The organism is Nocardia sp. NPDC049220 (assembly GCF_040647855.1).
Classification (GTDB): domain Bacteria; phylum Actinomycetota; class Actinomycetes; order Mycobacteriales; family Mycobacteriaceae; genus Nocardia.
In genome coordinates, this window is record NZ_JBEZDA010000001.1 from 393450 (window position 1) to 415391 (window position 21942).

Annotated in this window: 22 protein-coding genes and 1 pseudogene; 13 read left to right on the forward strand and 10 right to left on the reverse strand. The window is 67.4% G+C overall.

Going from position 1 to position 21942, the window contains the following annotated elements:
• The first annotated feature begins 100 nt into the window (after positions 1 to 100).
• The 4 genes from AB0C34_RS01690 to AB0C34_RS01705 all read left to right on the forward strand — a co-directional run bounded on the left by AB0C34_RS01690 (position 101) and on the right by AB0C34_RS01705 (position 3342).
• A complete protein-coding gene (locus AB0C34_RS01690; protein WP_357066401.1) occupies positions 101 to 982 on the forward strand; it encodes a helix-turn-helix transcriptional regulator in 882 nt (293 codons plus the stop codon).
• Positions 983 to 1091: 109 nt separating this feature from the next.
• Positions 1092 to 1880 carry a hypothetical protein gene (locus tag AB0C34_RS01695; RefSeq protein ID WP_357066403.1) on the forward strand — a complete coding sequence of 263 codons (789 nt, stop codon included), beginning with the start codon at positions 1092 to 1094 and terminating at the stop codon, positions 1878 to 1880.
• A 45-nt stretch (positions 1881 to 1925) separates the two neighbouring features.
• On the forward strand, positions 1926 to 2324 hold the full coding sequence (locus tag AB0C34_RS01700) for a hypothetical protein (protein WP_357066406.1): 399 nt from the start codon (positions 1926 to 1928) through the stop codon (positions 2322 to 2324).
• Positions 2325 to 2430: 106 nt separating this feature from the next.
• Complete coding sequence (locus tag AB0C34_RS01705; protein WP_357066409.1) at positions 2431 to 3342, forward strand: universal stress protein; 912 nt, start codon at positions 2431 to 2433, stop codon at positions 3340 to 3342.
• Positions 3343 to 3345: 3 nt separating this feature from the next.
• Here AB0C34_RS01705 and AB0C34_RS01710 read toward each other — a convergent pair whose 3' ends face one another.
• Positions 3346 to 3795, reverse strand: a complete 450-nt coding sequence (locus AB0C34_RS01710; protein ID WP_357066412.1) for a hypothetical protein — start codon at positions 3793 to 3795, stop codon at positions 3346 to 3348.
• Between the two features lie 154 nt (positions 3796 to 3949).
• Here AB0C34_RS01710 and AB0C34_RS01715 point away from each other — a divergent pair, with 154 nt between their 5' ends.
• The gene (locus tag AB0C34_RS01715; RefSeq protein ID WP_357066415.1) at positions 3950 to 4936 is read left to right on the forward strand and encodes a helix-turn-helix domain-containing protein; all 987 of its coding nucleotides are present in this window, start codon (positions 3950 to 3952) and stop codon (positions 4934 to 4936) included.
• A 155-nt stretch (positions 4937 to 5091) separates the two neighbouring features.
• On the opposite strand, the gene AB0C34_RS01720 is transcribed toward AB0C34_RS01715, so the two are convergent.
• The 4 genes from AB0C34_RS01720 to AB0C34_RS01735 all read right to left on the reverse strand — a co-directional run bounded on the left by AB0C34_RS01720 (position 5092) and on the right by AB0C34_RS01735 (position 9084).
• Positions 5092 to 5640, reverse strand: coding sequence for a thioredoxin family protein (locus tag AB0C34_RS01720; protein WP_357066418.1), 549 nt, complete (start codon positions 5638 to 5640; stop codon positions 5092 to 5094).
• Between the two features lie 104 nt (positions 5641 to 5744).
• Positions 5745 to 6731, reverse strand: coding sequence for a threonine/serine dehydratase (locus tag AB0C34_RS01725; protein WP_357066420.1), 987 nt, complete (start codon positions 6729 to 6731; stop codon positions 5745 to 5747).
• The gene (locus AB0C34_RS01730; protein WP_357066422.1) at positions 6728 to 8116 is read right to left on the reverse strand and encodes a phosphatidylglycerol lysyltransferase domain-containing protein; all 1389 of its coding nucleotides are present in this window, start codon (positions 8114 to 8116) and stop codon (positions 6728 to 6730) included. The genes AB0C34_RS01725 and AB0C34_RS01730 overlap by 4 nt, the downstream gene beginning before the upstream one ends.
• A 191-nt stretch (positions 8117 to 8307) precedes the next feature.
• Positions 8308 to 9084: a dienelactone hydrolase family protein gene (locus AB0C34_RS01735; protein ID WP_357066424.1), complete on the reverse strand. Its 777-nt coding sequence runs from the start codon at positions 9082 to 9084 to the stop codon at positions 8308 to 8310.
• A gap of 319 nt (positions 9085 to 9403) precedes the next feature.
• Here AB0C34_RS01735 and AB0C34_RS01740 point away from each other — a divergent pair, with 319 nt between their 5' ends.
• Positions 9404 to 9919 (forward strand): hypothetical protein, encoded by a 516-nt coding sequence (locus AB0C34_RS01740; protein WP_357066426.1) that lies wholly within the window; start codon positions 9404 to 9406, stop codon positions 9917 to 9919.
• A 230-nt stretch (positions 9920 to 10149) separates the two neighbouring features.
• On the forward strand, positions 10150 to 10866 hold the full coding sequence (locus AB0C34_RS01745) for a helix-turn-helix transcriptional regulator (protein ID WP_357066428.1): 717 nt from the start codon (positions 10150 to 10152) through the stop codon (positions 10864 to 10866).
• Between the two features lie 74 nt (positions 10867 to 10940).
• On the opposite strand, the gene AB0C34_RS01750 is transcribed toward AB0C34_RS01745, so the two are convergent.
• From AB0C34_RS01750 to AB0C34_RS01760, 3 genes are all read right to left on the reverse strand, one after another.
• Entirely contained in the window at positions 10941 to 11345 is a 405-nt protein-coding gene (locus AB0C34_RS01750; protein WP_357066430.1) for a VOC family protein, read from the reverse strand.
• A 56-nt stretch (positions 11346 to 11401) separates the two neighbouring features.
• Positions 11402 to 11815, reverse strand: coding sequence for an arsenate reductase ArsC (locus AB0C34_RS01755; RefSeq protein WP_357066432.1), 414 nt, complete (start codon positions 11813 to 11815; stop codon positions 11402 to 11404).
• A gap of 430 nt (positions 11816 to 12245) precedes the next feature.
• Positions 12246 to 13157: an oxygenase MpaB family protein gene (locus tag AB0C34_RS01760; RefSeq protein ID WP_357066434.1), complete on the reverse strand. Its 912-nt coding sequence runs from the start codon at positions 13155 to 13157 to the stop codon at positions 12246 to 12248.
• A 109-nt stretch (positions 13158 to 13266) separates the two neighbouring features.
• On the opposite strand from AB0C34_RS01760, the gene AB0C34_RS01765 reads away from it, so the two are divergent.
• Positions 13267 to 14013, forward strand: a complete 747-nt coding sequence (locus AB0C34_RS01765; RefSeq protein WP_357066435.1) for a Sir2 family NAD-dependent protein deacetylase — start codon at positions 13267 to 13269, stop codon at positions 14011 to 14013.
• Between the two features lie 34 nt (positions 14014 to 14047).
• Here AB0C34_RS01765 and AB0C34_RS01770 read toward each other — a convergent pair whose 3' ends face one another.
• Positions 14048 to 15346 (reverse strand): D-arabinono-1,4-lactone oxidase, encoded by a 1299-nt coding sequence (locus AB0C34_RS01770; RefSeq protein WP_357066437.1) that lies wholly within the window; start codon positions 15344 to 15346, stop codon positions 14048 to 14050.
• Positions 15347 to 15399: 53 nt separating this feature from the next.
• Positions 15400 to 16077 (reverse strand): TetR/AcrR family transcriptional regulator, encoded by a 678-nt coding sequence (locus tag AB0C34_RS01775; protein WP_357066439.1) that lies wholly within the window; start codon positions 16075 to 16077, stop codon positions 15400 to 15402.
• A 117-nt stretch (positions 16078 to 16194) separates the two neighbouring features.
• On the opposite strand from AB0C34_RS01775, the gene AB0C34_RS01780 reads away from it, so the two are divergent.
• The 5 genes and pseudogenes from AB0C34_RS01780 to AB0C34_RS01800 all read left to right on the forward strand — a co-directional run.
• A complete protein-coding gene (locus AB0C34_RS01780; RefSeq protein ID WP_357066441.1) occupies positions 16195 to 17694 on the forward strand; it encodes an MFS transporter in 1500 nt (499 codons plus the stop codon).
• Positions 17695 to 18289: 595 nt separating this feature from the next.
• Positions 18290 to 18487 carry a hypothetical protein gene (locus AB0C34_RS01785; protein WP_357066443.1) on the forward strand — a complete coding sequence of 66 codons (198 nt, stop codon included), beginning with the start codon at positions 18290 to 18292 and terminating at the stop codon, positions 18485 to 18487.
• Complete coding sequence (locus AB0C34_RS01790) at positions 18484 to 18828, forward strand: fluoride efflux transporter CrcB (RefSeq protein WP_357066445.1); 345 nt, start codon at positions 18484 to 18486, stop codon at positions 18826 to 18828. The genes AB0C34_RS01785 and AB0C34_RS01790 overlap by 4 nt, the downstream gene beginning before the upstream one ends.
• A gap of 47 nt (positions 18829 to 18875) precedes the next feature.
• A complete protein-coding gene (pgm, locus tag AB0C34_RS01795) occupies positions 18876 to 20516 on the forward strand; it encodes a phosphoglucomutase (alpha-D-glucose-1,6-bisphosphate-dependent) (protein WP_357066447.1) in 1641 nt (546 codons plus the stop codon).
• A pseudogene (locus AB0C34_RS01800) lies at positions 20509 to 21837 on the forward strand (MFS transporter); the annotation flags it as partial. The gene pgm and the pseudogene AB0C34_RS01800, both read left to right, overlap by 8 nt.
• Positions 21838 to 21942 lie beyond the last annotated feature (105 nt).

Below are 21942 nucleotides of genomic sequence, written 5' to 3' on the forward strand. Positions count from 1 at the left end.
CCCACAATGCTCGTCCTCGGGACCGAGGCCTGCCAGGCCGCGGACTTCCTGGTAGTCCCGGGGCCACCCAGGTGCGGCAATACTCACCTACGCTCGGACCATGGACGCCGACAATCGACTGGGCGCTTTCTTGCGGGCGCGCCGCGAGCTGGCCCGACCGGAGAACTTCGGCATGTCCGGCGGCGGTCAGCGCCGTGTCGCCGGGTTGCGCCGTGAGGAGATCGCGCTGCTCGCGGGCGTGAGCGCCGACTACTACGTGCGCTTGGAGCAGGGCCGCGACAAGCACCCGTCCGAGCAGGTCATCGTGGCGCTGGCGCGGGTGTTCGCGCTCGACGAGGAGGGCACGGCACATCTGCGGGAGCTGGCGCGACCGGCGGTCCGGCGGCCGAGGACGCCGCGTCGGCCCGAACGGGTCGGGGCGGGGCTGCGGGGGCTGCTGGACGCGTGGTCGCACACCCCCGCACTGGTACTCGGCAAATACCTCGATGTGCTGGCGGCGAACCCCTTGGCCGAGGCGGTCAACTCGTGCTCGGTTCCCGGCGTGAACCAGGTGCGCATGGTCTTCCTCGATGCCGAGGCGCGCGACCTCTACCCGGATTGGCCGAACGTCGCGGCCGACACCGTGGCCAGTCTGCGGGCGACCGCGGGCACTGATCTGGATGACCCTCGACTCACCGAACTGGTCGGAGAACTGTCGCTCAAGAGCGAGCAATTCCGACAGTTGTGGGCGCGCCACGACGTTCGGATGAAGACGGCGGGGACCAAACGCTTCCGCAACCCGATGGTCGGCGAACTGACACTGTCCTACGAGACGTTCGCGGTGAACGGCGCGCCAGGCCAGCTGCTCATCGCCTACCATGCCGAGCCCGGCTCGGCCTCCGAGCGGTCGCTCGCGCTGCTCGGCAGTCTGATCGCGGGCGACAGGGTCTCCGACGAGCGCCGTGCAGCCGGGCCGCCCCGTGTCGCGAAGCGAAAGGGTTGAGCGGCGATCTCCCGAGGTAAGGCTTAGCATGAAGACCGCGGTGCGAACTTCCCACCGGAGGTGGGCTCGGATCGGAAACTGTAGTCAGCCGACTCTTTAAAATGAGCTGGTGGTAGAGCCGACTCCCGGACAAGCAGACAAGCGAGACCGGCCGACCGATCCTCCCAGTCCTAGCGAAGGTGTTTCACGACGCGCGGCCGAAGTCGTGAAGATCCGGGCCTTGATCTCGCCGCTTCCCGCTTCGTTCCGGGGGAGTGAGGCCTACCTGTTCACCGCGGGCGTGAACATAGTCGTATTCTTCCTGTTGTTCCAGCCGTGGGTTGTCGCTATCGGCCGTACCGGCAAGATCACTGCCAACGCCTTCGGACGACTCTACGTCAGCAGTGGCCTTACGAACCTGTGGTCGGCGTCGCCGCCTCCTCCCGCGAATATCAACGGCACGTGGGCCGTCCTCGCCAGTGTTGCCATCGCAATCAACGTCTTCGCCGTGGTGATCAATCTCCAAGCGCGCAGCGATGTGCTGTCCCGCGTGGCAATGGGTTCCGCTGTGGCCCCTGCGTTTTTCGTGGTTGGCGCGCTGGTCCAGATGAACACGAAATTGTCCGCGATCAAGCGCATGGTCGGGTACGGAAACCCGCGAGATGTGGGCAACCAGATCGGGATGGTCATCAGGTGGGCCTCCGGCAACGGCAGTTACCCGGTGCCGGGACTTCGGCAGGTCCAGTACTCCAGCGCCAGCCTCACCACTACGGCCTGGCTCGAAGGCGCCTTGGCGGTGTTGTCGGCGCTGGTTGTTCTCGCCGAGTGGGCTCGGCAGCGCCCAGCCGCCGGTCACCGACAGCGGCGTTTGCGTGTCAAGTTTTCGCAGCCACCGTCGGGCTCCGACCGCACCGAATGAGGGCCCTAGGACGGACACCGACTCATGACGGATAGGACCATGGGTATGACGATGCGAGTGGGTGCGGTAGCGGCGGTGTTCGGGGCGGCCGTGGCCGTCATGATGGGTGCCGCGCCGACGACGCGAGGCACGGTCACACAGGTGGGGATGTATCCCGGCGTCAATTTCGGGTCGGCGACGAACTACGGGTCGGGCTGCACGTACACCGCGCGCGCCGCCGTCACCGATGCCGTCTCGCCGGTCGTCTTCTACGACAACGGCGTTCCCTTCGGCATGGTGCGGCCCTCCGGTGGCGTCGCCCTGATCGACTGGGTGCCCGCCGCCCCGGGCGCGCACACCGTCAGCGCGATCCAGGAGCCGGACGGGTCGGCGGTGGCGAGTATCGATATACAGGTCGGCAACGGCATGCACCTGGGCTACGCCTGCGCCGTCTTCGACGGCTGACGGACCGCGTGGTCACCGTTCGGCGACGACTTTTGCCGCCCGCGCGCCGGTAGTGTCGGTGGCGGCGGCGTGCTGAACTCGACCTTCATCCTGGGAGGTGGCGATCATGCGGAGCAACGGGCCGATCATGGTCGGTGTGAACGGGTCCGCCGGATCGACGGCGGCGGTCGCGTGGGCCGCCCGGAGTGCGGCACTGCACCACGCGCGCCTGCATCTCGTCCACGTCCTCGACCCCACCGCCGACTATGGGCCCGGGATCACCGAACCGCTCACCGGTACCGACTACGCCCGGCTGGAGGAGTACGGCCGCTGGGTGCTGGACACCGCCAGGGAGCAGGCGCGCACCGTGGTCCGTGCGCTGCGCGACATCGACATCACCGCCGAAGTCGCGCACCAGGCGGTCGGCCCGGCGCTGCTGGATCGCACCGTCGGAGCACGCATGATGGCGGTCGGCACCCGCGAGCGGGGCACCGTGCGTCGGGCCCTGCTCGGTTCGGTCAGTGCCGTGCTGGCACGGCGGGCGCACTGCCCGGTGGTCGTGGTCCGCGACGCCACGCCGATTGCGGCGGAAGCCAGGTGGCTGCCGATCGTGGTCGGCGTGGACGGCACCGAAGTCAGTGCACCGGCAATCGAGTCGGCGCTGGTCGAGGCGTCGGTGCGGGGCGTGCGGCTGCTCGCGTTGCATGCGTGGACCGGCGTCGAACTGCCCGCGGTGCCGGGCGGCGAGGTCGACCCGGCGAAGCAGATCGTGTTGGCAGAGAGCCTGGCGGGGTGGCAGGAACGCTTCCCCGATGTCGAGATCCAGCGCGAGATCGTGACCGACCGCCCGGAGCATTATCTCCTCGAACGCTCTGCGCACGCGCAATTGCTCGTCGTCGGCTGCCGGGGTCGCGGTGGATTCGCCAGTTTGCTGCGAGGCTCGACCAGTCAGGCGCTGCTGATATCGGTGGACTGTCCGATCATGATCGTCCGCGATGTGCATGCGGTGCGCGGCCCGGAGCGTGTGCTCGCCGAGTGATCCTCACGCGCCGGTCGTCGATCCGGGCCGGACGATCATCAGGACGGTAACGACTGCCCACAGCAGATTGAACACCCCGGTGTCCATGGCGAGCCGCCGGATCAGCGTCGGGGTCGTTCCGGCTGGGTCGGCGAGGATCTTCCGTTGGCCGGGCACGACGAGCAGCGCGAGCACACCCGCCGCGGCCGCGGTCAAGCCGATCGACACTATGAGCCAGGTATCGCCGAGCACGCCCAGGCTGAGCGCGGTGAGCAGGCCGAACACCGGAACGAGTAGGCCGATCAGACCATAGACCCGGCAGATGCGGTGCAGCGTGCCGAGGACGGCTGCGCGGTGGTCGGGCGCGGTGTGTGCGCGCCGAGTGGTGGCGGGAAACATGCTCGCCGCCACCGTCACCGGACCGACGGCGATGATTACGGCCAGCACATGGACCGAGAGCAGGAACTTAGTCACAGCGCTCGAGACTAGCCAGCGAGGCACGTACGAGGAACAGGCAGAATTGCCACACATCGGTAGATTCTCGCCATGCGGTACGACCAGGGGCCACCTGGCGCGGAACAAGGTCGATGCGATTGGCTGGAATCGAATGCATGACTAATCTCTTGCCATGCATACCGTGGCCGTCCTCGCGTTGGATCAGGTGATCGCTTTCGATTTGGCCACGCCGGCCGAGGTGTTCGGCCGCACGCCGCTTCCCGATGGCAGCCCGGCGTATCGAGTCCGGGTCTGTGGAGCCGCGCCGACGGTCGACGCCGGGATGTTCACGCTACGGCCGCCGTACGGACTCGAGGCGTTGGCCGATGCGGACACCATCATCGTGCCCGGTTGCGCGGACCCGGGCCGGCGAGTGCCGGATGAGGTGGTCACCGTGCTGTTGCGCGCCGCGGCGGCGGGCACCCGCATCGCGTCCATTTGCTCCGGGGCGTTCGTCCTGGCCGCCACCGGATTACTGGATGGTCATCGCGCGACCACGCACTGGGTCGCCGCGGCGGAACTCGCCGCCCGCTATCCCGCCGTTCGAGTCGACCCGAATGTGCTGTTCGTAGACAACGGGCAGTTACTCACCTCCGCGGGTGCCGCGGCAGGAATCGACATGTGCCTGTCCATGATTCGCCGCGACTACGGCTCGGCTGTCGCCGCCCACGCCGCCAGATTGTCCGTTGTCCCGCTCGAAAGGGAAGGGGGGCAGGCACAATTCATCGTGCACGACCAGCCGCCGACCCCGCGTGGCTGCGCGCTGGAACCTGTCCTGCGGTGGATACAAGACAACTCCGCGAAGAATCTGACCCTCGACGACATCGCCACATATGCCGGGATGAGTACCCGCACGCTCAACCGTCGCTTCCGCGAGCACACCGGGACCACGCCCTTGCAGTGGCTGCTCCGGGCGCGGATCAGGCAGGCCCAGCACCTGCTCGAGTCCACCGGTCACCCGGTCGATCGGATCGCTGGTCAGGTCGGATTCGGCTCACCGACCGCGTTCCGCGGCCGGTTCAAACGGGTGGTCGGCACCAGTCCGCATAGTTACCGGGCGGCCTTCGCCGGTCCGGTGCGTACCAACGAGCGGCATGTGTTGTCCGATCGAACGGAGTAAAACTCGCACGGCGATCACGCCGCCTCCGCCGATTCGCGGCTGCTGGTCGGGCGCGGAGTGCGGCTGGAATTCGACGAGGAGGGTGCGTTGTCGCTGCCGGTCCGGGTGCTCGAAGCCGGCGGATCTGACGTGTTCTCGACGCGTTCACCACCGAATCAGGCGTCCCGCCATTTGATCGAGCAGCCCATACTCGGCCGCTGTGGTTCCGGGGCCGGTCGGCCCGCGAGCACGGCTTCGATGGCGGTGCGCAAGTCATCGCCGTTCAACGGTTTTCCATTGCCCGGTGTCGATTCGTCGAAGGCGCCGCGGTAAGCGAGTTTCAGATCAGCATCGAAGAGGAAGAAATCCGGGGTGCACGAGGCGCGGAAGGCCCGTCCGATCTGCTGGGACTCGTCGACGAGATAAGGAAAGGTCCAGCCTGCCCGGATCGCCTGGTCGCGCAGCCGCAGGGGCGCGTCGTCCGGGTATGCGCTCGCGTCGTTGGTGCAGATCGCCACCGTTGGCAGGGATGGAATCGAGTCGACCAACTCACCGAGCGCCGCTTCGATGTGTTTGACGTAGGGACAGTGGTTGCACGCGAAGACGACCAGCAGCCCCGGCCCGTCCTCGTAGTCGGCGCGGGAGTAGATCCGCTGGTCGAGGTCGGGGAGGGCGAAGTCGGGCATCGGGGTGCCGAGGGGAACCATGAGGGATTCGAACGCCATGGTGTGCCTTCCGTCGGGATCGAAGACGACATCGCGAGCCTAACCCGTGCCGCCCGGTTTGTCGGTAATCTGCCGATGAACCGTCGATCGGCGTGGCGGCCCGTCTAGCGGGCCAGATCCGACGGATCGGTGTTCGCCCCGCACAGCACCACACACACCTTCTCGCCCTGGGCGGGCCGGAACGCGGGATTATCGCCGAGCAATGCGGCGACAGCGGTCGCCGCGCCGTGTTCGACCGCCACGCGGTGGTCCTCCCACAGTGCGCGGCGCGCAGCGACGATCTCGGCGTCGTCGACCACTACCGACTCGACGTCGTAATGCTGTGCGGCCGCCAGCGCCATCTCCGACACTCGGCGCGCACCGAGCGAGTCGGCCGCGACCGAGTCGACCTCCACGTCGACGACCCGCCCCGCCCTGATCGCGGCGTTGAGTGCGCGGCAGCGCGCCGGCTCGACGGCGATCACCCGGATCCCGCTGTGATCAGCGGCGGTCGCGATTCCGGAGAACAATCCGCCACCGCCGACCGCGACCACGACGGTGCCGAGATCCGGGACCAGCCGGTCGATCTCTGTCATGAGCGTGCCAGCGCCCGCCGCGATGAGCGGATTGTCATAGGCGTGGGAGAGCAGAGCGCCGGTAGTGTCGGCGAATTCATGGCAGGCCGCGAGCGCGTCGGAGTATTGCGCGCCCGCCAGCCGCACGTCTGCGCCATAGGAGACGAGCCGGTCGACTTTGACCTTCGGCGCGGTGGTCGGCACGAAAACCGTCGCCGGGACCCGCTGGCTGCGTGCCGCCCACGCACAGGCTAGCCCGGCGTTGCCGCCCGAGGCGATCGTCACGCCCGTGGGCGGCAGCGTGCCGTTTTCCTGGTGGGTGAGCAAGAAATTCTGTGCGCCCCGGGCCTTGAAGCTCCCGGTGTGCTGCATGAACTCGAGCGCGAACCACAGTTCACCGACGCTGCCGCCGGCGAACCCGTCCGCCCGCGCCACGGTAACCGGTCGAACGAGACCGGACACCCGTTCGACCGCGGCTTTCACGTCGCTGTGGGTCAGTGGCATGGTGCCGCGCGAGCGGCGGTCGGCGCCGCTCATTGCCCGCGGCGGTGCGGAGCGAACTCCAGGGTCAGCAGGGCCGCGGCCGCGACGACCACTTCGCGCCAGCGAACCAGCACATACCGCTGATCGGCCAGCGCGTGAAATTTGCGCAGGAAGCGGTACAGCGATTCGAGGCGGATCAGCGGATCGCCCAAATGGACCAGCAGGGCGATCAGCCGACCTGAGCGCGACTTGCGCTTGTCGGCGAACAGTTCGGGAAACGGCGCGAACGCCAACGCGATCCGCTGGATGCCGTGAGTTCGTGAGTAGTCGACCAGATCGACGATCATCCGTTCGTCCAAGCCGTTGGGCGCGTCCTTGCGTCGCCAGGGGACGTCGAGGCTGAGTTCGCGACCGCGTCCGGAGATGCCGTAACGCTGGAAGCCCACCGGGCTACCGTTCTCGTTCGCGATGACGACCAGCATGTTGGGGTTACGTCCGTCCAGCAGGTGGTCCAGGATCATCGAGAAGCCGCGGTTCTGTCTGCCCTGGTTCCATTCGTCGACGATGGCCAGTAGCTCACCGCGCCGCGCCGCGGTCAGCGTCGACTCGTCGATCACCTCGGTGGTGACGCCGAAGTTCCTGGTGCGGCTCACCGCCTGGCGCAGGTTACGGAACTTCCGCCCGACCAGGTTGAACTCGTCCACATCGAGCACTACGTCTCGGCCGATCGGGACGGCGTGTAGTCCACGATGCTCCCGGGCGCGCAGCTGCCACAGTTCGGCCAATTCCGGGCTGGCTCCGAGCACGGCGATGCGCCAGCCGTGAGTGACCGCGAACTCGGAGAACGCCGTGATCAGTTCAGGAAAGCGGGCACGATCGCCGAACGGATCGCCGGCCACGACGGCGATTCCGAAGCGGGTGCGGTAGCCGATCGCCGCGGTCGAGTGTGCGTCGAAGAAGTAGGTCTTCGACGAGTGCAGGGCGAACGGCGCCAGCGGGTCACCCTCGGTACGGCCGACTAGTTCGGCGACCCGGTACAGCTCGCTGGGCTGCGGTCTACTCGGTTGGGGCAGGACCAGGATGAAGCCGGTGGCAGCCAGCAGGACGAACCCGACGCCAGGGTGCTGTGCGCGGTAACCGAGATGCGCGATCGCCAGGATGAGAATCGCGGCGGCGAAATGCGGGAGGGTGATCGGACGGCGCAAGTGCAATCCGCGGGCTACGAAGAGTCCGGCCAGAGCGAGCGCGAGGAACCAGCCGTGGTCGACGCCGTCGTCCGAAGTGGCGTTCGCCTGGTAGGTAAGGACCGCGGCGATCAGGACCGCCACCGTGATCAGCACAGTGCGCGCGGCAGGCGTAGTGGTGAAGGCGGCTTCACGGTAGCCGGTCAGCGTTGCGGCGCGGACCGTACGCGCGCCGATGCCCCGCTGGTCAGACACGTGACCACCCCGTCCTCCTGCCGTGTTCCCCCAGCCACAACACTCTCGCCACGGTGGTCCTCCCGATTATCGCCTACCGACACACTATGCGGAATCGGCGATCCCAGGGGAACGCCTTGTCGGGAACCGATCGCACGGCGAACGCCTGGCACCGACGCCGACACCAGGCGAAACATCGGATGAATCGGCGTTTATTCCGCGGTCGCGGGGAAGGCGCGGTCGAGCAAGGCGAACAGATCGCGCAAGTGGCGTTGGTAGGCGTCTTCGCGGAAGACCGCGGTGTCGCGCATGGTGAAGCCATGCTCGGCGTCCGGGTAGAGCACCGAGGTATAGCGCACGTTCGCCGTATCCAGTGCCGCTTCGAGCCGCGCGATCTGGTCGGGAGGGGCGGAACCGTCCTGATCGGCGTGGACGATGAGCAGTTCCGCGGTGATGTCCGCCGCGGCGTGATGGGGACTGTCCGGCTGATCCACAGCAGCCAGGTGGCCGCCGTGGAAACTTGCCGCGGCAGCCACCCGATCGCCGAAGGCCGCCGCGGTACGCAGCGCGAGCCTGCCGCCCATGCAGTAGCCGATCGCGGCGACCGCGCCAGGAGTGACGAACTCGGAGGCGGTGAGTTGACTCAGGTAAACGTCCGCGTCCTGGATCGCCTTCGCCGAAGTCAGTGCCGCGCGCACCGGGCCGAGCGCCGCGAAGAAGGCAGCGTGGGCGTCGGCATTGCTCTGATCGGGCATCGGCAGAACCGGCGCGCGACCGGAGCGGTAGAAGATGTTCGGTGCAAGCACGCTGTAGCCGTGGCCGGCGATGGTCTCCACCATCTCGCGCAACCACGGCCGCAAACCGTAGGCGTCCATGAAGAACAGCACACCGGGATGCCGGGCGCCGCCGTCCGGGTGGGCGAAATACGCATCGGCGGTCCCCTCGGGGAGGGACAGGTCGATTTGCTCGAACGCGACGGACGATGTCATCGGGCCTCCCAGGGATGCGATCGGCGAACGAACAGTGCGATCCTAGTCAGCCCGACCCGTCGAAGCGCGAGCCGTACGGAAACGTGGCGAGAATCGTTCGGTCGCACACCAATTGCCCGAGGTCGAGACATGGCCTCGGGAAGGGTTCGCGATTCGAGCTGAAAATTCCGCCATATCGGGCTTGTTCGGTCAGTTGCGGTCGAATTGCCGATTTCTACGGCGTGTGGCCACCATTTTCCACTTCGACGTTGTCATGCTCAGGTCGATCGCTGATTCGTACCCATCGCCCGGTGCGTGGGCGTGACGAGAGGTCTGACCTGTGAAAGTGATCTGGATGGCGGTTCCCGCGCTGGTCGCTGTCATCGTGACGGGGTGTTCTGACGACCCGTCGGCAAGCCGGGAAACGACATCGACGAGTGCCGTCGTCGCCGCGAGTTCGGTGAGCGCGCCGCCGGACACGCACGACGACGGTGCCGAGGTGAGTGGTGTCGTACGGATTTTGCTGGGCGAGACGAAACAAGTCCCGGTGCCGCCCGATGTGGTGTTGGATATCCGGGTGCCGGTCGCATGGGGCGAGGCGGCCAACGATATTCGCTGCACGGCGATCGAAAGTTCCGGGCGGAACGAAGATCTGCGGTCCTCGGACGTGCGGAAGACCGAGACTGTCGGTGGCACGGAGTGGATGACATTGTGGACGTTTTCCTCCGCGCCGATCGGTGATGTGACCGTCGGGTGCAACGATATGGAATCGAGAATCGCTGCGGCGCATCCCGATTCGTACATTCGGGTCGTCGCGCGCGGTGTCGCACCGGCAGCGCCGCAGCCCGTCGGCTGAGGTGTTCGCCGGCGATCGGCCGCCCGCCGCGAACAGCCGGACCGAGTCGGGCCGCACTGGCGTCGGTCGGTAGCCGCGGGGCGTGACTGCGCTGCCGCACGATCAGGCGGGTCCAGTTCGGCTGGAGCGTAGCCGGCTGCGGAGACACGGCGCAGCCGCACAGCGTCCCGGATGCCCGCGCGGCCCGACGAGGGGAAGGTTTGTCGGTCGCCGAGAGTAGCGTCGGCGAGGTGGACGAGGTCGATGCCGCGAGCGGGTACCGCGAGCGACCGTCGCGATTCGGCGGCGCCGTGTTGTGGACCAGGACTGTCGATGGTTCGGACGGGGGGTTCCCGGTTCTGCCCGACGGGTGCATGGATCTGATCTGGATGGGTGGGCGCTTGGTGGTCGCCGGGCCGGATACGCGCGCCCATCACCCTCCGGCGGCGAATGGCGCCCGGTACGTCGGCGTTCGGTTCTACCCCGGTACGGCTCCCGCCCTCCTCGGCCTCCCCGCGGACGAAATGCGCGATCAGCGGGTCGATCTCGCGCAGCTGTGGTCCGCGTCGGTGGTTCGGCGGTTTGTCGAGCAACTCGAGGACGCCGTCGATCGAGCCGCGGCCTTGGACGAGGTGGTTATGTGGCGTGCCGCCGAGGCCGAACCGGTTGATCCGCTCGTGCGGCGGGTGGTCGTCGCCCTGGACAATGGTTGGTCGGTAGCGTCGATCGCCGCCGCGTCGGGTGTGGGCGAGCGGACCCTGCGTCGCCGTTGTTCGGCCGCGTTCGGCTACGGCCCCAAAACCCTTGCCAGAGTGCTGCGCCTGCAGCGCGCCCTGGCGGCGGCGCGCGGTGGTATGCCGCTCGCCGAGACGGCGGCGCTGGCCGGCTTCGCCGACCAGCCGCATTTGTCCCGTGAGGTACGCACTCTGACCGGAATGTCGTTGGGAGAGTTGCTCGCCGGGGCGTAGCCATGCTCCGTGCGTCCGCGTCGGCCGCGTTCGGTCACGGAAGCGGTGCCCGTCGCGCCTCGACGACAGCCGGGCTACTTCGCGGCGGTCGGGAGCGCGGCGTAGAGGTCGACCCCATTGCCGTCCGGGTCGTTCACCACCGCGTAGCGCTGTCCCCAGAAGGCGTCCCATGGTTTCAGCTCACCGTGGTAGCCGGCATCCACGAGATCGGCGTAAACGGTGTCGACGTCGGCTGGATCGGCGCAGCGGAAGGCGATGCCGACCCGACCCCCACGTTGTGGCGGCGTCCAACCCGGGTGGAACGACGCGATGACGGCCTCGGTGTCGAGCGCAATCCGCAGGCCGTTGGGCAGCACGGCCTGCGCGTGCGCCTGCTGCTCGGAACCCGCGGGGAAGTCGATGCCGAGACGGCGGTAGAAGGCCACCGCGGCGGCCATATCGGTGACAACGATGCCGATGACGTCGAGTTGTGGAGTCATAACCGGCAGCGTAGTCAGCATCGGGCGGCTCGGTCTTGAACGAATCGGACAGACGCTCAGCGCGCGAGCACCGGGACCAGCTCGGCGATCAGGTTCTCCACCAGGATGCGGATTCGGTCGCGGATGGTGCGCACCACGTCGAGCGTTTGGGCGGAGGGGTCTGGCAGCACCCAGTCGCGATAACTGATGCCGGGGAAGTACGGACACGCGTCACCGCAGCCCATCGTGACCACGACGTCGGAAATGCCGATGGCGTCCATCGTGAGCGGCTTGGGGGTGTGCTCGGAGATATCGATGCCGATCTCGGCCATGGCGTCGACCACGGTGGGGTTCAGCGTCTCAGCGGGCGCGCTGCCTGCCGACCGCACGTCGATCCGGTCACCGGCGAGCGCGGCGAGTAGCCCGGCGGCCATCTGCGATCTGCCTGCGTTGTGCACGCAGACGAACAGCACACTGGGCTTGTGGGCCATGAGAACGCCTTTCGATGAGCAGAGCAGAGCATGAAGTGTGCTGTCCGCCGGGGCCTGCCGCCCGGCGTGGGTAGAGCTGAAACGCTGTCGTAGCGTACGAGATACGTATACCAGCGTGCCGCGGATCGTTACCGCTGACCGTGCGTTCGCCTTCTGGCGGATGTCGGCGCCACAGAGCAATCCCCAGGTCACGGGCGCAAAGCCAGTGTCACACAGCGAACGCGGCGGTCCGGGCGCCGGTCTGATAAGAGCGGACTGGACAGTATTGCCGCATCGTGCCCAGTGTTGTTCGGGCCGCCGGGAAGAGCCCATCGGGTCGAAGTCCTCGACTCGCCTTCTGCTGGAAGCCGTTGCCGTGCGGTAAGTTTCAGCACACGCGGCGCAACCAGCGAGCGCACTACCGTACTCGACAGCCCGGACCCGGCGCCGCTCAGATCGGGCGCATATCGATCACCTTGCGCAGCCGCCGGCGGTCGCGCTCGAGGCGGCGTGCTTCGTAGGCGATCGGGAAGTAGCGCAGCCGTTCCGGCAGCAGCGGGACGATCCGTGCGATCATCCAGCCGAGGCGGCGGAGCTTGCGTTCATCGGATGATGTCCAGGTCAGGCCCAGCTTCTGCCGGGCGATGTCGGGCGTGGTGCCGACCGTCACGAAGTGCTGGAGCCGGCCGATCGGCGCAACTGCCACTTTCCAGGCTGGTCGCAGCGCTCGCGGCAGCTGCTTCGGCGGGGCGACGGAGCGGATCACGCGCAGGTAGTCGCTGGCGGTGTCGGTGGCGATCAGGTGGTTGGCCACAGTGTCGGCGAAGAACGTCTCGAACTCGGCGTAGTTCGCCGGAATCTCCTTGGGTGCCACGGAGAAATTGCGCATCAGCTGTAAGGTCTCCTGAAAGTACGCTTCCTTGTCTTCCGCGCTGAGTGGACGGCGGGCGAAGTACTTGGCACTCTCGGTGAACGCGAAGGTGCCGGTGTGTAGCACCCAGGCCCACGGTCCGCTGGACAGTGCGGTGTGCCGGACGCCGTCGGTACCGGTGGTGCGCAACGTCGCGTGCAGTCGCCGAAGTCGATCGGCCTCGGCGAGTGCCTCGTCCCCGCCGTAGATCCACATCATCACCGAGGCGAGACTGCGCATCGCACGACCCATCGGATCGGTCCGGAAAGTGGAGTGCTCGTCTACCACCGCGGAGATGGTCGGCTCCATGGTTTGCAGCAGGAAGGCCGAACCGGCGGTGAGCGAGAAGGTGATCAGCCCGGTCTCGTCCCACATCCGGGTGCCCGGTTCGATCGGGCGACGGGACGGAAGGGGTCGTTCGCCGGCGGATTCGAGTGCGCCAGACGCGGTCATCGTGATCTCCCTTGATCGGCCGAGCTCAGTGCAATGAGATGATAACCTTAAAATTCTCTCATCGTCTAACTGCGCTGGCACGCGGCCGTTGCCTCTAGGCTTGGCGGGCATGACGAGTCAGTGGCGCACCCGCACCGGCCGGATCACGGTGCTCAGCGGCGCGGGCATCTCGACCGATTCCGGAATTCCGGATTTCCGCGGCCCGCGCGGCGTGTGGACGAAAGATCCGATCGCCGAATTGCTCTCGACCTATCAGAGTTACGTGTCCGACGCGGGACTCCGGGAGCGCTCCTGGCTGGCTCGGCGCGACAATCCGGCCTGGGAGGCGGTCCCCAATGCCGCGCACAACGCCCTTGCCGACCTGGAACGCGCCGGGCGAGCAGTCACCATCATCACGCAGAACATCGACCGCCTGCACCAGCGCGCGGGGTCCTCGCCGGACCGGGTGATCGAAATCCACGGCAATATGTTCGACGTGGTCTGTATCGGATGCGACTACCGGGCCACGATGGCAGCCACCCTGGCGCGGGTGGCCGCCGGCGAACCCGATCCGCCCTGCCCCGATTGTGGCGGCATTCTCAAGGCCGCCACCGTGATGTTCGGCCAGCAGATGGACCGATGCACCATCTCCGCTGCCGTGCTCGCCGCGGAGACGAGCGAGATATTCCTGGCCATCGGTACCTCGCTGCAGGTAGAACCGGCCGCATCGATGTGTGCGCTCGCTGTCCGGAGCGGCGCCGACCTGGTCATCGTCAACGCCGAGCCCACGCCCTATGACGTCATGGCGACCGAGATCATCCGCGAACCCATCGGGACGGCCGTGCCCCGGCTGGTCGCGGAAATCCTTGCCGCGTGACGGGTTTGTCCCTTGTTGTCGGAGCGGTTTGTCGTCAGCCGACCGGGCCGAGCACCCGATCGAGGTAGGCGTTGGTGAAACGGCCCTTCGGGTCGAAGCGGCGACGCACCTGCGCGAAGCGGTCCCAGTCGGGATAACGGTCGCGCAGCGTATCGGCGGTCTGGAAGTGGCGCTTGCCCCAGTGTGGGCGCCCGTTGTAGCGGTTGAACACCGCTTCGCACGCGCGGAAGTACGGCTCGAAATGCATGCCGCGGTATTGGTGTACCGCGATGTAGCAGGTCTCGCGGCCGCCCGCGGGGGAGAGGAAGGCGTCGTCGGGCGCGACCCACCGCACCTCGATCGGCAATGGAGTGTCGAATTTCTTGGCCAGTTCTTTGATCTCGCGGATCGCGTCGATCGAATGCTCGCGCGCGATGGCGTACTCCATCTCGGTGAAGCGGATCAAGCGCGGCGACGCGAACACCCGGTAGGAACGGTCGACCTGGCGTCGGTAGCTGCCGGCATAGGCGGCAGCGCGGTGCATCAACGGCACCAAGCGTGGTTGTCGACTGGTCAGCTTGCACATCGCATCGAGTAGGTAGTTCGACACCAGAATGTCGGCGAACCAGTCCATTGCCTTGCCGCGCGGTTGCTCCGGCAGTGCCACCCGGTTGTTGCGCTTGGTCATGGCCACTGGGCTGTGCGCGAACATGTAGAACTCGAAGTGCTCGTTGTCATCGATGAGCGAATCCAAGTCGGCGAGCACATCGTCCACCTGGACCGGTCGCTCGATGCCTTCCAGGACGAACGAGGGCACCATCCGTAGCGTTGCCGCGGTGACCACACCCAAGGCGCCGATGCTGACTCGCGCCGCCCGCCAGCCGTCGGGATCGGTCTGTGCGTTGAGCTCGACCCGGCTCCCGTCGGCAAGCATCAGCTCGATCGAATCCAGTGCGGCGGAAAGGTTTTGCCACTGGACACCGGTGCCGTGGGTGGCTGTCGCGGTGGCGCCGGCGACGGTCTGCGCGTCGATATCGCCGAGATTCGGGAAAGCGAGCCCGTGCTCGTGCAGTGCGTCGCTCGCGGCGCGCAAGGTGATGCCTGCTTCGAGTCGGACCGATCCGGTGGTGCGGTCGACATCGAGGATTCGATTCAGCTTCGTCAGGTTCAGTAGAATGCCATCGGTCAGAACGGCATCGGTGAAGGAATGACCCGTGCCGACGACGCGCACCGGTTGCCCGTGGGTCTCGGCGCTGCCGAGCAATTCACGCACTTCGTCGGTGGAGTGCGGCGTGGCGAGCGTCGACGGCGCGCAGCGCTGATCGCCGGCCCAGTTCACCCACGAGTTGGTCATGTGACCAAATCTACGGGAGTGAGCGAGATACGCGCTACATACACGAACTTTCGCTATCGCCGGCGGCCCGCGCAGGTGAGATGTTTCGCCTTCTCGACCTCATCGTCGGCCAACGGCGGGACTTCGAGATGCCGGCGGGGTGTGCCGTCCGCGCGGACGCCGTTGAGCGCGATGGCCATATACCGCTGCCAGATATCGGGATTGACCGGCTTCGCGAACTCGGCGATGCCGTCGACCATGTGCACCAGCGCGAAGAAGTCCGACGGTTCGATGCCTTCGGCGAGGGCTCCCGCGTCGCGCGCGCGCTCGCAGATGGCGGTGACGGTGGGCTTGATGCGATTACCGACGACGGCGAATCGGTTCGTCTCGACGTCTTCGAGCTCGAGGATCACCTCGCTGAAGCCGCGGTTGGTGGCCAGATGTCTGCACGCGTACTCGAAGAATTCGACGAGGCCGAACCAGGGGTCCGGGTGCTGGAGTGCGGCCTCGGCCGCGTCGGCGAACTCGTTCAGATTCTGGTCGAAGACTTCGACGATCAGTTCCTTCTTGTTCGCGAAGCGGCGGTAGACCGTGCCCACGCCCACGCCTGCGCGTTCGGCGACGTCGTCGAGGGTGATCTCGAGTCCGTGGTCGGCGAACAGTTCGCGCGCCGCGGCGATGATCCGCTGCTGATTGCGGGCGGCATCGGCACGCAGACGCCGAGGCGGGGGGACGACCGTGGCGTGATTCACACCGTCATCGTAGCAACGTGCGGGATTAACCGGAGGCCTTGACTCCGTTATTGTGATAGGTTCTTGCGGTAAGCGGAGGTGATATCTCCGCATCAGAGCTCGAGACAAAGGGGAAATATGACTACCGCGATCGAGCGTGGGGCGCCGGCCCTCGACAAGACCGGGGATGGGCGCCGCGGATCACACGCGCAGCGCTGGTGGGTACTGGCCGTGCTCGGCGTCGCACAACTCATGGTGGTGCTCGACGCGACCGTGGTGAACATCGCCCTGCCCGCCGCGCAACAGGACCTCGGCTTCGACGACGGTGACCGCTCCTGGGTGGTCACCGGGTACGCGCTGGCGTTCGGCAGCCTCCTGCTGCTCGGTGGACGCCTGAGCGATCTGTTCGGCAGGCGCAACACGTTCATCATCGGCCTGATCGGCTTCGCGGGCGCCTCTGCTGTCGGCGGTGCGGCCACCAGCTTCGAGATGCTCGTCGCGGCGCGCGTCGGACAGGGCGTTTTCGGCGCGCTGCTCGCACCTGCCGCGCTGTCGCTGCTCACCGTGACCTTCACCCAGCCATCCGAACGCGCCAAAGCGTTCGGCATCTTCGGTGCGGTCGCAGGCGCCGGCGGCGCGATCGGCCTGCTACTCGGTGGCGCGCTCACCGAGTGGGTTTCCTGGCGTTGGGTGATGTTCGTGAATCTGGCCTTCGCCGCCGTCGCCCTGGTCGGTGCGGTGCTGCTGCTGGCCAAGCACGCCAGTACCGAGCGGCCCAAGCTCGACATTCCGGGCACCCTCGTGGTCACCGCGGCGCTGTTCGGCATCGTGTACGGGTTCTCGCACGCCGAGTCGAACGGCTGGACCAACGGTGTGACCCTCGCTTTCCTGGTCGGCGGTGCGGTGCTGCTCGCGGCATTCGCCTGGCTGGAGACCAAGGTCGCGCACCCGCTGCTTCCGGTCCGGATCGTGCTCGACCGCATGCGCGGCGCCTCGTACCTGACGGTGTTCGTGATGGGCATCGGGATGTTCGCGATCTTCCTGTTCCTCACCTACTACATGCAGCTGACCCTCGGGTATTCGCCGATCATGACCGGCGTCGCGTTCTTGCCGATGGTTGCCGCGATGGTCGTCTCCTCGACCACCGTTCCCTCGCTGCTGCTGCCGAAGATCGGACCGAAGATCGTGGTCAGTGGCGGCTTCCTGGTCGCAGCGGCCGGCATGGCCTGGTTGACCCGAATCGGCCTGGACACCGGCTACGCCACGCACATTCTGCCCGCCCTGATCTTGCTCGGCCTCGGCCTCGGCGGTGCGATGTCGACCGCCTTCCAGGGTGCGACCGCCGGGGTGCGACACGAAGACGCCGGCGTGGCCTCGGCCATGATCAATACCAGCCAACAGGTCGGTGGCTCGATCGGTACCGCGCTGCTCAGTACGATCGCCGCGTCGGCCGCCGCCGACTATCTGTCCACCCGCAAGCCGGACCCGCTCATCGTCGCCCAGTCCGCGATCGAGAGTTACACCACCAGCTTCTGGTGGGCTACCGCGATCTTCGTGGTAGGCGCGGCGATCACCGCGGCCCTGATGCCGAGCACCGCGCCGGTACCGGCCGAGGGCGAGCCGGTACTCGCCCACTGAGATATTCGGTGTGCGGCGCTACGGCGGCGGCGCACCATCCCGACCTTGACGGGCACGCGGCCGAGCGGCCGCCGCAACCGCGACACAGTCGCGTGCGGCGGCCGCTGGGCCGTTGCCGCGACTCGAGCGAACCGAGTCCGGTCAAAGGCAAACGGCCGAACGGACTGGCGGCGCCGTAGTCGGTAGGCGTGGCACAACCTGCTCGGTCGATCGGGTCCGCCACCTGCGAACAGGAGTCGCGTTGGCGCGTTCCAGACGGCAGGAGGGTGCCCTAACTGCGGCCCACGGCAAATATCATGGAATGCTGTGCGATCGAAATGTCGATGGTTCCAGCCACCAGAGCATGGGTAGCCAACAGGCTGCTGCATTCACTTTTCGGGCTCGGCGTGCTCGGCGACAGCACCACCTTCTCCACCCGCATCCTCGAGGTTCGTAGACTCCTCGGATCAGGCGCGGCGGTCCACGCGCTCGGCCGCCTCAGGGAGGGGCGGTGCCGCCGCCGGGACAACCGCGCCCAGCGCGGGCATGGCACGGTGGAAACACGGCACGGCTCGGCGGTCAACCGAAATGGCACGCGACGGAAGGGGGTCAGGCGTTGGATGGTTCACCAGTAGGACACTGGCAGCCCGCGGCACGCCGCGCCGTGCTGCTCGACGAGGACGACAACTGGCGGCACGCTGCGGTCGACGAACTCGACCGGCCGCGCGCTTCGGTCGAGCAGAACGCCGAACTGTTCACCTCGAACCACCGCACGCTCGAGCCGCTCGAGCTGTGGCAGGGAGCCGCCCGATGACAGTGCTGCCCGTCGCCCGCGGAATGCTCGACACCTCCGCTCGGCATCCGCTAGACCGTGCGGTGCCAGCATGTTTCGATTCTCCGCTGCCGTCGTGCACGTCGACCGTTAATATTGTCGGTTCGGTGCGGCTCGACTATCCGAGTGGCGCGGGGGCGGGTGATCGGCAGTTCGCCACCGCGAGAAGCGGCTTGCACGGTGTGCCGATCACGTTCGCTCCGTTCGGCTGTGACATGCTCCGGCCGGTGGCCGCGGACGTCGGGCCCGGCGCCGAAGGCACCGTCATGATCGACGTGGCGGCAGGGTGGATCGTGGTCGGCGCGACCGGGCGGTGGCCATGATCCTGATGACGAGCCGGGCGCAGCCGATACGGAAGGGAGACCCGAGCATGGCCCACGATCGAGCTGGGCGTGCCGCGCGTCCTACCGATCTGGAAGACATCGCACGCCTGGTAACGGCGTACTACAGTCGCATCCCGGATCCGCAGGACCCGGCCCAGCAGGTAGCCTTCGGCACCTCGGGGCATCGCGGCTCCAGTCTGGACAGCGCGTTCAACGAGGCGCACATTCTCGCGGTCACCCAGTCGATCGTCGAGTATCGCGCCACTCGCGGCATCACCGGACCGGTCTATCTCGCCAGAGACACCCACGCCTTGTCCGAGCCCGCCTGGACCACCGCGCTGGAGGTACTCGCCGCCAACGAGGTGACCGCGGTCATCGACGCGCGCGATCGATACACCCCGACCCCGGCACTGAGTCACGCTGTGCTTCGCCACAATCGAGGCGGTGCCAAGCACCAGGCAGACGGCATCGTGGTCACCCCGTCGCACAACCCGCCGCGCGACGGTGGCTTCAAATACAACCCGCCGCACGGCGGCCCGGCCGACAACACCGCGACCGACACGATCGCCGCCCGCGCCAACGAACTGCTGCGCGGCGGGCTCGCCGAGGTCAAGCGGACCACGCTGCGGCAAGCGCTGCAGACCGGCGTGGAACGCTACGACTACCTCGACCATTACATCGGGGACCTCCCGAACGTGCTGAACCTGGACGCGATTCGCGGCGCGGGCATCAGGCTCGGCGCGGACCCGATGGGCGGGGCCAGCGTCGACTATTGGGAAGAGATCGGCCAGCGCTACGATCTCGAGCTCGAGGTCGTCAATCCGGTAGTGGATCCGACCTGGCGGTTCATGACGCTCGACAGCGACGGCAAGATTCGGATGGACCCGTCTTCGCGCTATGCGATGGCCGGACTGATCGCGATCAAGGACGACTACGACATCTCCACCGGTAACGACGCCGACGCCGACCGGCACGGCATCGTCACGCCCGACGGCGGACTGATGAACCCCAATCACTTTCTCGCGGTGGCCATCGAATACCTGGTCGCCAACCGGATGGGCTGGGACGCGCTGACCAAGATCGGCAAGACCGCGGTGACCTCGTCCATGATCGACCGAGTTGTCTCGGTACTCGGCCGGGACGTGCACGAGGTACCGGTGGGGTTCAAGTTCTTCGTGCCCGGATTGTTCAGCGGCAGCCTGGCATTCGGAGGCGAGGAGAGCGCGGGGGCGTCGTTCCTGCGCATGGACGGCACCGTGTGGACGACCGACAAGGACGGGATTCTGCTCGCGCTGCTCGCCGCGGAGATCGCCGCGGTGACCGGCCAGAGCCCCTCGGCGCGCTATGTCGAACTGGAACGCCGTTACGGCAGCCCCGCCTACGCCCGAATCGACGCACCCGCGACGGCGGAACAGAAACAGCTGCTCGCGCAGTTGACTCCGGACATGATCACCACCAAGGAGATCGCGGGCGAACCGGTCACCGCCGTGCTCACCAGGGCGCGGGGCAACGGCGCCCCACTGGGCGGGCTCAAGGTGACCACCGAGAACGCGTGGTTCGCCGCCCGCCCCTCCGGCACCGAGAACAAGTACAAGATCTACGCGGAGTCGTTCCACGGTGCCGAGCACCTGACCGAGGTGCAGACCGCCGCGGAGGAATTGGTAGGGCAGGCGCTATCCGGTGAGTAGTAGATCCAAGCCCCTGCCCACCGAAATCTGGGTGCTGGTCGGGGGCGCGTTTGTCATAGCCATCGGTTTCGGTTTGGTCGCCCCAGTACTGCCGCAGTTCGCGCGCGGGTTCGGCGTGGGCGTAGCCGCCGCCTCGGCGATCGTCTCCGCGTTCGCGTTGATGCGCCTGCTGTTCGCGCCGTTGAGCGGACGACTGGTGCAGCGGCTGGGGGAGCGGTCGGTCTACCTCGGCGGGTTGTTGATCGTCGCGCTGTCCACGGGTGCCAGCGCGCTGGCCCAGAGCTATTGGCAGTTGATGGTCTTGCGGTCACTCGGCGGGATCGGGTCGACCATGTTCACGGTGTCGTCGCTGGCGCTGGTCATCCGGATCTCACCACCGGAACAACGCGGGCGGGTGTCCGGACTGTGGTCGACCAGCTTCCTCGTCGGGTCGGTGAGCGGGCCGCTGGTGGGTGGCGCACTGTCGGGGCTCGGGCTGCGCTGGCCGTTCGGGATCTACGCGATCGCGCTGCTCGTCGTCAGCGTCGTCGTGCACGTGAGCCTGCGCAACTCGCAGCTGGCCGCGCCCGAGCCAGTCGGTGTGGTGCGGATGATGTCGCTGCGGGAGGCGGTGGCGCGGCCGGAGTACCGAGCGGTGCTGGTGTCGAACTTCGCCAACGGCGCCGCGGTCTTCGGTGTGCGCATGGCGCTGGTGCCGCTGCTCGTCGTCGAGGTGCTGCACCAGGAACCGGGCATGGCGGGTGTCGCGCTCACGGTATTCGCGGCAGGCAACGTCGCGGTCCTGTTCGCCTCTGGACGACTATCCGACCGCTGGGGACGCAAACCCTTCGTGATCGTCGGCTCGCTCGTGTGCGCGGCGGGCACCGCCGGACTCGGCATGGCGACCAGCGTGCCGTGGCTGCTGGCGACCTCCTTCGTCGCCGGCCTCGGCTCCGGCCTTTTCACCCCGACCCAACAGGCCGCCGTCGCCGACATCATCGGCCCCAAGGCCCGCGGCGGCCCCGTTCTGGCCGGCTTTCAGATGGCCGCCGACCTCGGCACCGTCCTCGGCCCGCTCGCCGTCGGCGCGCTCGCCCAACAGGCGTCCTACGGTCTGGCGCTCGGCGTGACCGGCGGCCTGCTCGCCCTCGCCGCGGCCGTCTGGGCGGTCGTCCCCGAACCGCTACGTCGACGGGGCTCCGGTGCCGACCCGGAGTGCGCGATCGACCGCCACCGCGGTGCGGACGGCACCGAACATGAAGTGAAGCGGGTCGATCACGTGGGGCGTGAAGTGATCGGCGCGCGGGTGGTCGATAGTCCGGTGCCGGTCGAGGCCGAGCCGTCGGCTGCGACGGGTGAACCGACTGCCGTCGAGGGCGAGCCCGAGGTGGTGGTGGGCGAGTCAGGTGCGGTCGGGGCAGCAGCCGGCGCGGCCGCGGCAGCTGCG